Annotated in this window: 7 protein-coding genes and 1 pseudogene; 3 read left to right on the forward strand and 5 right to left on the reverse strand. The window is 71.2% G+C overall.

Features of this window, described 5'->3' with window-relative positions:
- Window positions 1–33 precede the first annotated feature (33 nt).
- Window positions 34–960: pseudogene (locus BZY54_RS40490) on the forward strand (ADP-ribosylglycohydrolase family protein); the annotation flags it as partial.
- 9 nt (window positions 961–969) lie between these two features.
- Here the strand turns inward: BZY54_RS40490 and BZY54_RS40495 are convergent.
- Window positions 970–1608: a TetR/AcrR family transcriptional regulator gene (locus BZY54_RS40495; RefSeq protein ID WP_425276364.1), complete on the reverse strand. Its 639-nt coding sequence runs from the start codon at window positions 1606–1608 to the stop codon at window positions 970–972.
- A gap of 170 nt (window positions 1609–1778) precedes the next feature.
- Here BZY54_RS40495 and BZY54_RS40500 point away from each other — a divergent pair, with 170 nt between their 5' ends.
- The gene (locus BZY54_RS40500; RefSeq protein ID WP_086730363.1) at window positions 1779–2693 is read left to right on the forward strand and encodes an ABC transporter permease; all 915 of its coding nucleotides are present in this window, start codon (window positions 1779–1781) and stop codon (window positions 2691–2693) included.
- Window positions 2686–3477, forward strand: a complete 792-nt coding sequence (locus tag BZY54_RS40505) for an ABC transporter ATP-binding protein (protein WP_086730364.1) — start codon at window positions 2686–2688, stop codon at window positions 3475–3477. Before BZY54_RS40500 ends, BZY54_RS40505 begins: the two co-directional genes overlap by 8 nt.
- Window positions 3478–3514: 37 nt before the next feature.
- Here BZY54_RS40505 and BZY54_RS40510 read toward each other — a convergent pair whose 3' ends face one another.
- The 4 genes from BZY54_RS40510 to BZY54_RS40525 form a co-directional block, all read right to left on the reverse strand.
- On the reverse strand, window positions 3515–5035 hold the full coding sequence (locus BZY54_RS40510) for a hypothetical protein (RefSeq protein ID WP_208640921.1): 1521 nt from the start codon (window positions 5033–5035) through the stop codon (window positions 3515–3517).
- Window positions 5036–5219: 184 nt separating this feature from the next.
- The gene (locus BZY54_RS40515; protein WP_086730365.1) at window positions 5220–10157 is read right to left on the reverse strand and encodes an NAD-glutamate dehydrogenase; all 4938 of its coding nucleotides are present in this window, start codon (window positions 10155–10157) and stop codon (window positions 5220–5222) included.
- Window positions 10158–10728: 571 nt separating this feature from the next.
- Complete coding sequence (locus BZY54_RS40520) at window positions 10729–11397, reverse strand: HAD family hydrolase (protein ID WP_086730366.1); 669 nt, start codon at window positions 11395–11397, stop codon at window positions 10729–10731.
- A gap of 30 nt (window positions 11398–11427) precedes the next feature.
- Window positions 11428–11949, reverse strand: coding sequence for a DUF6912 family protein (locus BZY54_RS40525; RefSeq protein ID WP_086730367.1), 522 nt, complete (start codon window positions 11947–11949; stop codon window positions 11428–11430).
- Between the last annotated feature and the right edge of the window lie 504 nt (window positions 11950–12453).

Raw genomic sequence — 12453 nt, forward strand, 5'->3', positions numbered from 1 at the left:
AAGGTTCACCGGTCACAGCACTGGCGTGTTCGGATGACCGCCTCCTCGCGAATCGAGCGCGCTCTGGGCGCGGCTGTCGGCTCGGCCGTCGGCGACGCGCTTTGCGCGCCCTTCGAGTTCGGCCCTGAGGTCGCCTTCTCCGGGCGCTTCCCGCGGCCCGGCGAGGGCGAGATGTGCGGGGGGGCGGCTGGGAGCCCGGGGAGGCGACCGACGACAGGCAGATCGCGGTGCTGGTGGGCGAGTCACTGCTGGAGCGCGGCGGGCTCGACCTGCCGGACGCCTTCGGGCGGTTTCGCCGGTGGGCTGCCGCGGAGCCGAAGGACATCGGCCTGCAGACCGAGGCGGTTCTGAGCAGCGGCGACCCTTGGGACACGGCTGCCGCACTGCACTTCCAAGTAAGCCGGAGAGCAGCGGGCAACGGCGCGTTGATGCGGGCCGCCACCTCGGCCGTGTACTTCGCCGGCCGAGGCCGGGAGGCGACCATGGAGGCCGCCCGCCGCATCGCCGCGCTCACCCACGGGGACCGGGCGGCCTGGGAGGGCACCGCGGTCTTCCACGAGCTGGTGCGCGCCGCCCTGACCGGGGCCGACCCGCTCGACGCCGTCGAGGACGCGCTCGCCGCGGTGCACCCCGAGCACCGGGAGCGCTACGCCGTCGTGCTCTCGGCGAACTGGCATCCGGACCCGGCGACCGAGTTCAACGGCGCCGTCTGGCCCTGTCTCGGGTCCGCCGTCTGGGCCCTGCGCACCACTTGCCTCCTACGAGGCCGCCGTGCGCGCGGCGATCGGTCTCGGCGGCGACACGGACACCGTGGCCGCCGTCACCGGCGGCCTGGCGGGAGCCGTGTACGGCCTCGACGCCGTACCGGCGCGGTGGACCGAGGTCCTGCACGTGCCGCTTCCGGGGTTCGGCCGGCGGGTGCTGCGTACGCCCGAGCTCACCGCGCCGGCACCGGGGCTGTACGGCGCGCTACAGCGCCTTGAGCGCCTCCGCCGTGCCGCGGGCCAGGGCGTCCAGGTAGCCCTTGGGGAGTTTGGGGGTGCGGATGACGACCGCGCGCCAGTACAGGGGACCCGAGATCAGGTCGAGGGCGAGGTCGCGGTCGAGGCCGGAGCGGATCTCGGCGCGTTCCTCGGCCGCGGCGAGGATGCTACTGGCGACGCTCTCCTGACCGTCGCGCAGGGCCTTCTGCATGGCCTCGGCGATGTCGGGGTTGCGGGCCGCCTCGGCCTGGAGATCGGGGATGACCTGCGAGGCCACGGGGTGGCGCAGAGCGCGGGAGGTCACCTCGTAGAGCAGACGGAGGTCGGACTCCAGGGAGCCGGTGTCGGGCGCGGGCAGGCCCTGGACGGCGAGCGCCGAGACGATGTCGAGCACCAGGTGCAGCTTGGACCGCCAGCGGCGGTACACCGCCGTCTTGCCGACGCCCGCGCGCCGCGCGATCCCCTCGATGGACATGCGCGCGTAGCCGACGGACGCCAGTTCCGCGAAGACCGCGGCCCGGATCGCCTCCGTCACGTCCTCCCGGAGTACGGCCGCCCCCGCGGGGGCACGGCGGCGCGGACGCGTCTGGGGTTCGCCGGCGTTCGTCGTCATGCCGTCCAGCATAGGGCGTTACGACGATACGGTTGCGTTCCGACGTCACTTGGCCCTACGCTCCCGTTGCGACGATACGGTCCCGTCCCGACGTAAGAGAACGTGAAGAGAACCGTAAGGAAACGGACGGCGAACACGGAACCGGACGTTGGCAGCCCCTCCCCCCGACGAAAGCAGCGGATGTGAGTCAGGTCATCCACACACCGCCCCCGAGCCCGGCCGAGGCCGAGGACGACCTCACGGCGCTCGCCGCCCGCTACGGCCTGTCCGTCAGCGGCGCCCGCCCCTCCCTGCCGCAGTACATCCGCCAGCTCTGGGCGCGGCGCCACTTCATCACCGCCTTCGCCACCGCCAAGCTCACCGCCCAGTACAGCCAGGCGAAGCTCGGCCAGGTCTGGCAGGTGGCCACCCCGCTGCTGAACGCGGCGGTCTACTACTTCATCTTCGGTGTGCTGCTCGGCACCAAGCACGGCGTCTCCGACTACATCCCGTTCCTGGTCACGGGCGTGTTCGTGTGGACGTTCACGCAGAGTTCGATCATGGCCGGCACCCGGGCCATCTCCGGCAACCTCGGCCTGGTGCGGGCCCTGCACTTCCCGCGCGCCGCGCTGCCCATCTCCTTCGCGCTGCAGCAGCTCCAGCAGCTGCTGTTCTCCATGGCCGCGCTCGTGGTGATCCTGTTCTGCTTCGGCATCCCGCTCGGCATCTCCTGGGTGCTGACCATCCCCGTGCTGTTCCTGCAGTTCGTCTTCAACGCCGGCGTCTCGATGATCATGGCCCGGATGGGCGCCAAGACGCCGGACATCGCACAGCTGATGCCGTTCATCCTGCGCACCTGGATGTACGTCTCCGGCGTGATGTTCAGCATCGACTCGACGCTGAAGCACAGCAGCCTGCCGCACATCGTCCAGGTGCTGCTGGAGGCGAACCCGGCCGCGGTCTACATCGACCTGATGCGCTTCGCGCTGATCGACAGCTTCCACGCCAAGCAGCTCCCGCACCACGTCTGGGCCTTCGCGCTGGGCTGGGCGCTGCTCGCCGGGGTCGGCGGCTTCATCTACTTCTGGAAGGCTGAGGAGAGGTACGGCCGTGGCTGAGCACAGCGCCGAGAAGATCCCCACCGTCATCGCCGACAAGGTCGACATCGTCTACCGGGTGTACGGCACAGGCGCGGGGCGCGGCTCCGCGACCGCCGCCCTCAACCGCATCCTGCGCCCCAAGAAGGCCGAGAAGGCCGCGGGCGTGCGCCGGGTGCACGCGGTGAAGAAGGTGTCGTTCGTCGCCTACAAGGGCGAGGCCATCGGCCTGATCGGTACCAACGGCTCCGGAAAGTCCACGCTGCTCAAGGCGGTGGCGGGCCTGCTGCCGGTGGAGAACGGCAAGATCTACACCGACGGCCAGCCCTCCCTCCTCGGCGTCAACGCGGCGCTGATGAACGACCTGACCGGCGAGCGCAACGTCCACCTGGGCGGGCTGGCCATGGGTATGTCGCGGGAGCAGATCAGGGAGCGGTACCAGGAGATCGTCGACTTCTCCGGCATCAACGAGAAGGGCGACTTCATCACCCTGCCGATGCGGACGTACTCCTCCGGCATGGCGGCCCGGCTGCGTTTTTCCATCGCCGCCGCCAAGGACCACGACGTCCTTCTCATCGACGAGGCCCTGGCCACCGGCGACCGCGCCTTCCAGAAGCGCTCGGAGGAGCGCATCCGCGAGCTGCGCAAGCACGCCGGCACGGTCTTCCTGGTCAGCCACAACAACAACTCGATCCGCGACACGTGCGAACGCGTGCTGTGGCTGGAACGCGGTGTGCTGCGGATGGACGGCCCGACCGAGGAGGTCCTGGAGGCCTACGAGGCGTTCACCGGCGGCAAGTCCTGATCTCGCGGCAGGTCCTCGTCCCGGGGCCCGGTGGGGCTCAGGACGCGGGAGTCACCGCGTACAGCACCTCGCCGTCCGGGCCGTGGGCCACCGGGCGCAGCCCCTGGGTCTGCACCGGCTCCGCGCCGTCCACCACCCAGCGCACGTCGTACGTCCGCAGGATGTCCCTGCGGACGCCGCGCGGTGTGGCGCGGGTGTAGTAGCGCTGGACGGCCTCCTCTCGCCGGGACTCGTCCGTCAGGAAGAACTCCGGGTAGCCGGGGGCGACGGTGTAGGGGCCGTAGGCGGGGATCAGCCGGGAGGCGAAGTCGCGGGCCATGACGACGTCGCCGTACCTCACGTACGGGGTGATCCAGTGGTACCCGGTCCAGGGGCGCGTGTAGCGGGGTGCCAGCGCCTCGGGCAGTGCGGCGGGGCCGACGACGTATCCGAGCATGCCCGCCTGGGTCCAGGCGCCCACGGCGAACGCGGCGGCCAGCACCCAGGCCCAGCGGATCCGCGCGGCGCGCCGGCCGCCCTGGAACACGGCCAGTGCGGCGGCGATCTGCGCGGGGATCAGCGCGGCGGGCAGCGCCCGGCCCCAGGCGTAGTGGCCGCTGACGAACCCCGCCGCGCACACGAGCCCGCCCAGCAGGAAGAAGACCACCAGCGGGTCCCTGCGGTCGCGCCGCCACCGCACGGCCAGCGCGGCCACACCGAGCAGCGCCAGCCAGTAGCGGCCCAGGAAGGACTCGTAGAGCGCGCGGTGCACCTCCTCCAGGTCGCCGCCGACCGAGAACAGCGCGAAGAAGTCGTAGTACGGCCACAGCCACAGCACCAGCAGCCCCGCCGCGGCGCCGGCGGCGAGCCTCGGCCACAGCGCCCGCGGAGGCCGGGCGGCGATCACCGCGGCGAGGGCGCCCAGCGTGGCGACGACCCCGGTGAACTGGTGGCAGAGCAGGATCACCGCCCACAGCGCCCCGAGCCCGAGCCACACCTCCCACCCGGTCGGCGCACGCAGCGCCCGGGTGAGCCACGCCCACAGGTGGAAGGCCAGGCCGAGGGCCAACACGCTGGGGTACGACACGGTCAGCGCCAGGGAGTTGAGCGCGAGGAAGCCGCTCCAGTTGATGAGGACGGTGCCCCACAGAAGGACCAGGCTCAGGGCAGCCAGGGCGGGCGCGGCCCGGTGTGCGCTCAGCGTCCGCACATACCGCCACACGCCCGCCACCAGCAGCGCCAGCCCGGCGAGCGCGGCCAGCCGCAGGACGACGAAGACCGACCACCCGCTCCCCCGGGCGAGACAGCCGAGTAACAGCATCCACGGCGAGTAGTACGGACTCGGGGTGTCGGCGGCGACGAGCGGGTTGCCGGGGTGCAGCGGACTGTGGCGCAGGCGTTCGATGGTGGCCGCGTGCATGCCCAGGTCACCGGCCCACGGGAGCTTGACGATCACCACGAGCAGCAGGGCGACGAGGAGCGCGGCGGCGGCTCCGGGGACGAGGGAACGCTTCGCGGCGACCGGCGGCCGGCGCGCGGCTCTGCCGGCGGGGCGCGCCTCAGACGGCGCGGCGCGCATCGCGGGCCTGCGCGGGCGGACGGCTCTCCGTGAGGTTCACAGTCACGCGCACAACTTTATCCGAATGATCCCGTTTAGCAGGAAAAGGTAAATTCACCGTGCGTCGTTTCCTAATCACCGGAAAGAAAACGACATGAGGGCGCCCCGGGCCGTCTCGGCCCGGGGCGCCCTCGGTGCGGGTGAGCTACGAGTGCGTCCGCAGCATCGTGCGCATCGTGCGCATCGCCACCGACAGGTTGGCGAGGTCGAACGCGTCCGAGCTGCGGATCTCCTCCAGCGTGGTGCGGGCCCGCGAGAGGATCGCCGCGTTCTTCTGCTCCCACACCTTGAACCGCTGCTCCGGCGTCGAGGTGCCGTTGCCGACGGCCAGCACGTCCGCCGTCAGGGCCGCGTGCGCCGCGTACAGGTCCTCGCGGATCGCCGCGCGCGCCATGGACTGCCAGCGGTCGGCGCGCGGCAGCTCGATGATGCGGTCCATCAGCTGGGTGATGCTGAGCCGGTCGGCGAGGTCGTAGTACACCTCGGCGACGTCCATCGGGTCCTTGCCCATGCGGTCGGCCACCGAGACGATGTCGAGCGCCGGGAAGGCGGAGGAGAACCCGGCCACGCGGGTGGCCAGCTCGTCCGGCACGCCGACGCCGGACAGCTCGTCGTAGACCTGCTGGTACCAGTCCAGGTCCGCGCCGCGCAGCAGCTTGGGCAACTCGGCCCAGACCTGCTCCACCCGCTCGGAGAAGAACTCCACCGTCTCGGTCAGCTGGAGCGGCTGCGGCCGGTTGTTGAGCAGCCAGCGCGTGCCGCGCTCGACCAGGCGGCGCGAGTGCAGCCGGATACGGGTCTGGACGTCGGCCTCGACCTTGTTGTCCAGCGCCTCCACCGCGTCCCACACCGGCGCCGAACGGAAGATCGCGCGGGCCACCGTCTGTGCCCGGACGATCTCCTCCAGCGACGCGCCGGTCTCCTCGCGCAGCCGGTGCAGATACGTCGTGCCGCCGGTGTTCACCGTGTCGTTGACCAGGACGGTCGTGGTGATCTCGCGGTGCAGCGGGTGGTTGTCGATCTGCTCGGCGAACTGATCGCGCAGCTGGGTCGGGAAGTAGGCGTGGAGCAGGCCGCGCAGGTAGGGGTCGTCCGGCAGCGAGGTGTGCAGCAGCTCCTCGGCGACGGTGATCTTGGTGTACGCCAGCAGGACGGCCGTCTCCGGGCCGGTCAGGCCGTGCCCGGCACCGAGCCGCTCACGGATCTGACGGTCGGTGGGCAGGAACTCCAGCGCCCGGTCCAGGTGGCCCTCACGCACCAGGTGCTTCATGAAGCGCTGCTGGGCGTGGAGCATGTCCTTGGACTGGGCGAGCGCGTTGGCGATCGCCGTGTTCTGCGCGTAGTTGTTGCGCAGCACCAGCGAGCCGACCTCGTCGGTCATCCCGGCGAGCAGCTTGTTGCGCTGCTTGACGGTCATGTCGCCGTCCGTGACCAGGCCGTTGAGCAGGATCTTGATGTTCACCTCGTGGTCGGAGGTGTCCACGCCCGCGCTGTTGTCGATGGCGTCGGTGTTGACCTTGCCGCCGGTCTGCGCGAACTCGATACGGCCGAGCTGGGTGCAGCCCAGGTTGCCGCCCTCGCCGACGACGCTGACCCGCAGGTCCCTGCCGTCGACGCGGATGGCGTCGTTGGCCTTGTCGCCGACGTCGGCGTTGGACTCGGTCGACGCCTTCGCGTACGTACCGATGCCGCCGTTCCACAGCAGGTCCACCGGGGCCCTGAGGATCGCCCGCATCAGGTCGGCCGGGGTCACCTTGGTGACACCCGACTCGATGCCGAGGGCCTGGCGGATGTGCGCGTTGACGGGGATGGACTTGGCGCTGCGCGGGAAGACGCCGCCGCCGGCGGACAGCAGGTCCGTGTTGTAGTCGGCCCAGCTGGAGCGCGGCAGGTCGAACAGGCGGCGGCGCTCGGCGTAGGAGGTCGCCGCGTCCGGGTTCGGGTCGATGAAGATGTGCCGGTGGTCGAAGGCCGCGACCAGGCGGATGTGCTCGCTCAGCAGCATGCCGTTGCCGAACACGTCACCGGACATGTCGCCGATGCCGACGACCGTGAAGTCCTGGCTCTGGGTGTCCACGCCAAGCTCCCGGAAGTGCCGCTTGACCGACTCCCAGGCGCCGCGGGCGGTGATGCCCATGCCCTTGTGGTCGTAGCCGGCGGAGCCGCCGGAGGCGAAGGCGTCGCCGAGCCAGAAGTCGTAGGACTCGGCCACCTCGTTGGCGATGTCCGAGAACGTCGCCGTGCCCTTGTCGGCCGCGACCACCAGGTAGGTGTCGTCGCCGTCGTGACGGACCACGTTCCGCGGGGGCACCACCTCGCCCGCGACCATGTTGTCGGTGATGTCGAGCAGCGCCGAGATGAAGGTCTTGTAGCTGGCGATGCCCTCGGCCAGCCAGGCGTCCCGGTCCACGCCCGGGTCGGGCAGCTGCTTGGCGACGAAGCCGCCCTTGGCGCCCACCGGCACGATGACCGTGTTCTTCACCATCTGCGCCTTGACCAGGCCCAGGATCTCGGTGCGGAAGTCCTCGCGCCGGTCGGACCAGCGCAGGCCGCCGCGCGCGACCTTGCCGAAGCGCAGGTGCACGCCCTCCACCCGCGGCGAGTACACCCAGATCTCGTACGCCGGACGCGGCGCCGGAAGATCCGGGATGGCCTGCGGGTCGAACTTCATGGAGACGTAGTCGTGCGGGCTGCCGCTCGCCGTCTCCTGGAAGAAGTTCGTGCGCAGGGTCGCCTTGATGACGGTGAGGAATGACCTGAGGATCCGGTCCTCGTCCAGGGAGGCCACCTGGTCCAGGGCCGCGTCGACCTCTTCGAGCAGGGCGTCGACCAGTTCGTGGCCGGCGCGCTGCCGCTCGGGCGCCATCCGCGCCTCGAACAGGGAGACGAGCAGGCGGGTGGTGTGGACGTTGTTTCGGAGGGTGTCCTCCATGTAGTCCTGGCTGAAGGTGGAGCCCGCCTGGCGCAGGTACTTGGCGTAGGCGCGCAGCACCATCGCCTGGCGCCAGCTCAGCCCGGCGCTCAGCACCAGCGCGTTGAACCCGTCGTTCTCCGCCTTGCCGGTCCAGGCAGCGGCGAAGGCGTCCTGGAAGCGCTCACGGGCGTCGTCGCCGAGGTAGTCGCCGCCGTTGCCGGTGACCGCCTTGGGCATGCGCAGGCCGAAGTCGTAGATCCAGGCCGTCGTACGGTCCGCGCAGCGCAGCTCGTACGGCCGCTCGTCGGTGACCTCCACGCCCAGCCGGCTGAGCACCGGCAGGACGTGCGAGAGGGAGACCGAGCCACCCCTCTGGTAGATCTTGAAACGGCGCTCCTCGGGGGCGGCGCCCACCGGCTCGTACAGGCTCAGCGCGAAGGTCTTGCCCTCGCCCAGCTGCTCCAGGTTGACCAGGTCGGCGACGGCGGCGCGCGGGGTGTGGTCGGCCTTGTAGCCCTCGGGGAAGGCGTGGTTGTAGCGGCGCAGCAGCTCGGCGGCGCGCTCCTCGCCGAGTTCGGCGTTCAGCGCCTCGGAGAAGGCGTCGGCCCAGGAACGGGCGGCCTCCACCAGACGGGCCTCGATGCGCTCCTTGTCGGCGTCGGACAGCTCCGGCAGCTCGGTGCCCTGCGGGACGCGGACGACGAAGTGCAGCCGGGACAGGATCGACTCGGTGTTCCAGGCGGTGAAGTCGACGCTGGTGCCGCCGAGCTCCTCCTTGAGGATGTCGATGATCCGCAGGCGCACACCCGTGGTGTAGCGGTCGCGCGGGAGGTAGACGAGCGCGGAGTAGTAGCGCCCGTACTCGTCCTGGCGCAGGTACAGCCGCAGACGGCGGCGCTCCTGCAGGTAGAGGACGGAGGTGACGATCGGCTCCAGCTCGGCGGCCGGGGTCTGGAACAGCTCGTCGCGCGGGTAGGTCTCCATGATCTGGAGCAGGTCGCGCCCGTCGTGGCTGTTGGGCGAGAAGCCGGCGAGGTCCAGGACCTCGTCGACCTTGCGGCGGATGACCGGGACCCGGCGCACCGACTCGGTGTACGCGGCGGAGGAGAACAGGCCCAGGAAGCGGCGCTCGCCGATCACCTCGCCCTTGTCGTCGAACTTCTTGACGCCGATGTAGTCCAGGTACGACGGCCGGTGCACGGTGGCCCGGCTGTTGGCCTTGGTCAGCACGAGCAGTTTGTGCTCGCGGGCCTTGGCGCGAGCGTCGGCGGGCAGCCGCTCGAAGGACGGGCTGACCGGGTGCTTGTCCTCGCCCGCGTGCTGCGGGTCCGAACGCAGTATGCCCAGCCCGGTGCCGGGCACGGCGGCCAGGGAGTCGTCCTCGCGCAGCCGGTACTCGCGGTAGCCGAGGAAGGTGAAGTGGTCGGAGGCCAGCCAGCGCAGCAGCTCGCGGGCCTCCTCGACCTGCTGCTCGGGCAGGTCGGCGGGCAGGGTCTCCTCGGGCAGTCCGTCGGCGATACGGGCCGACGCGTCGCGCATCTTCTCCCAGTCCTCCACGGCCTCGCGGACGTCGGAGAGCACCCGCAGCAGGTCGGCGGTGATCTGCTTGAGGTCGGAGCGGTCGGTCTCGCGGTCGATCTCGACGTGGATCCAGGACTCGATGTGCGCGTCGTGCGGCAGCGACTCGCCGGTCGGCGCGCTGGCCAGCACCTCGAGGAGCTTGCCGGTCAGGTCCCGGCGGACGACGAACTGCGGGTGGACGACGACGTGGATGCCGCGTCCCTGCCGGGTCAGCTCGTTGGTGACCGAGTCGACGAGGAAGGGCATGTCGTCGGTGACGACCTCGACGACGGAGTGGCTGCAGGTCCAGCCGTTCTCCTCGACGGTCGGCGTGTGCACCCGCACGTTGGCCGTGCCCTGCGGACGGTTCTCGGCCAGACGGTAGTGGGAGAAAGCGGCACCGAAGACGTCGACCGGGTCACGGTCGGCGAGGTCCTCCGGGGCGGTGTGCAGGTAGTAGCGCTGGAGGAACGAGAGTACGGAGTCCCGGTCCGGGGCACCCTCGTCCGTCGTCCCGGTCGGGAGGTGCCCCCCGGCCGGACTGTTCTCAGCTACCCGGGCGGCCCTCTCGAGCAGCTCGGCCTTGGCTTCGTCCAGCTTGGTCTGCATTGTCCTCTGGCTCCTGTCGCGCGCCGTTGCGTGACGTTGAAGGAAGTACGGTCTCTTCCCCTTGGGCGTAACGTCCCGGTCCGGGGTGTCCGGTCCCTTCCGACGCTATGCCGCGAGGTGAGATGAGCGGGGGGTTATCGGCCATCCTCGACGCGCCCGACGGATGTGACGCTGCTCTCGGCGGCGCCGCCGGTCGGGGTTGACGCGGCGTCCTGGGGGCCGTCGAGGCCCCGTCCCGCCCGCGAGGACCAGCGACCGCCGCCCGGTCACGGATGTCTTCCGTGCACACCGGGCGCAGAGCGGAGGCTGGGGCGCCCCCGCGAACTATCGCGCTGATCACGCCACAAGGCTATCGCTCTTCACGGGTAACCCGTCATGAGCCGTATGTGTACAAAACCCGGGGTGGAAGTTTGACGTTCTGCACAGGGGTGGCGTGGGCGGACAGGGCGTATGCCCGCACCGGACGAAGCCCTGCGCGCCCACCGGCGCTCCTGGCACGGGTGGGGCCCCGAGAGGCCGCGGCTGCCCGTGTCTGGGCAGCCCCGACAGGCCGCAGGATGCGGCCGTCGGGTCACGCCGCGAGGCGCTGCGCCTCGGCGACCGCTTCCCGGAGAGTGTCGACCACCGGCACGCCGGCCTCCTCCAGGCTGGCCCGGCTGTGCGAACCGCCCGTGTAGAGCACCGCCCGCGCCCCCGCGTGCCGCGCCGCCACCGCGTCGTCGGCGGCGTCGCCGATCACCACCGTGCGCGCGGGGTGCACCCGCGCGCCCAGCGCGCCCAGGTGCCGCACCATGTGCTCCGCCTTGCTGCCACCGGAGGGCCCGGTCCGCCCGTCGACCCGTATGAAGTGCGCCTCGATCCCGAAGCCCCGTACCAGCGGGACCAGCTCCTCGTGCCCGTACATGCTGAGGATCGACTGGCTGTGCCCGGCCGACCGCCACCCCGCGAGCAGCTCCACCGCCCCCTCGGTCAGCCCGCAGCGGGTCCGATGCTCGGCGTAGTACCGGTGGAAGATCGCGTCCATGAGCTCCCACTCGGCCTCCGTGGGGAGCCGGCCCATCAGCCGCTCGTAGAACTTCGGCACCGGCACGCAGTACAGCGCGCGATACCGCTCCAGCGTGATCGGCTCCAGACCGAGTTCGGCGAACGCCGCGTTCGTCGCGCCGATGATCGCGTCGTTGTCGTGGAACAGCGTGCCGTTCCAGTCCCAGACGATATGCGCCCCTGACTGCATCCCCATGCCGGAAAAACTACCCCTCGCCACTGACAATCAGGGCCCCTCGCCGAACCCGACCAGGTTCGCGATCTCCTGCGTGGCGTACCAGAGCAGCTCGTGGTCCTCGGCCCCGTCCACGACGAACTGCGCGTCGTCGTCACCGGCGTCCGCCGCCGCCAGGGCCTCCGCCGCCGCGCTCACATCCGTCTCCGCGTCGTCCAGGTCGACGTGCACGGCGGCCGCCTTGGCCAGCTTCACCGTCCCCGTCACCCGCACCTCGCCGAGCGCCGCGGGGTCGAGCCCCCGGTCGGGGTCGGCGGTCGCGGTGCCGTCGGGCACGTCCACGGCGACCACGACCCGGCGGCGCGGCGCGTCCGGGTACGCGGCCAGCAGCCGCAGCGAGGCCAGTGCGGCCCGGCTGAGCGCGGCGTACTCCAGCTCCTCCATGTCGTCGGAGAGGTACCACTCGCGCAGGGCCGGCGTGACGGCGTACGCGACGAACGGCCCGGCCCCCAGCTCCCCCGTCTTGTACGCCTCGGCGAGACCGGGGAGGGTCAGGGGGACGTAGACGCGCATGGCTGGCCGCCTTCTCGTGTCGGAGGGCCTCGCAGGGCTTCGGGAGACGGCCTTCAGGATACGTGCGGGGGCCTCTTTCGTGCCCACGGCCGCACCCTCCCACGCGTCCACTCCGCGCCCCGCGACTCACCCGGTGTGCCCCTGCTCCGCCAAGCCTTCCGGGGCCCGCCACCACTCGGATGAGTGAACCTGTCGGCCGCCCGCCCCGGGCCGCGTCTTCCTTGCCGGTGCCGGACCGGATGCCGTACAAGATGCCGTGCGGAAGTTACTGCTCGGTAGAGCAGCGCACCGCACAACCACACCGCAGACCGCAGAACGGGGACTCATGAACAAGGTCATGACCCGGGCACAGCGCCGCCCGGGTGCCCGCCCGCCGGGCCGCCACGACGCACGCCGCCCCGGTGGCGCCCCACCGCGCACCCCGGGCGGCAGCCCGGCCCGCACGACGAGCGGCGGACGCCCGCCGGGCTCACCGCGCGGCACCGGCCCGGCCCGCACCACCCC

Source organism: Streptomyces carpinensis, assembly GCF_002154505.1.
GTDB lineage: Bacteria > Actinomycetota > Actinomycetes > Streptomycetales > Streptomycetaceae > Streptomyces > Streptomyces carpinensis.

What these genes read in the sequence shown, in the direction of transcription:
- BZY54_RS40520 (WP_086730366.1), bottom strand. Translation starts at nt 11,397, where the DNA reads ATGGGGATGCAGTCAGGGGCGCATATCGTCTGGGACTGGAACGGCACG.
- BZY54_RS40510 (WP_208640921.1), bottom strand. Translation starts at nt 5,035, where the DNA reads ATGCGCGCCGCGCCGTCTGAGGCGCGCCCCGCCGGCAGAGCCGCGCGC.
- BZY54_RS40525 (WP_086730367.1), bottom strand. Translation starts at nt 11,949, where the DNA reads ATGCGCGTCTACGTCCCCCTGACCCTCCCCGGTCTCGCCGAGGCGTAC.
- BZY54_RS40495 (WP_425276364.1), bottom strand. Translation starts at nt 1,608, where the DNA reads ATGCTGGACGGCATGACGACGAACGCCGGCGAACCCCAGACGCGTCCG.
- BZY54_RS40515 (WP_086730365.1), bottom strand. Translation starts at nt 10,157, where the DNA reads ATGCAGACCAAGCTGGACGAAGCCAAGGCCGAGCTGCTCGAGAGGGCC.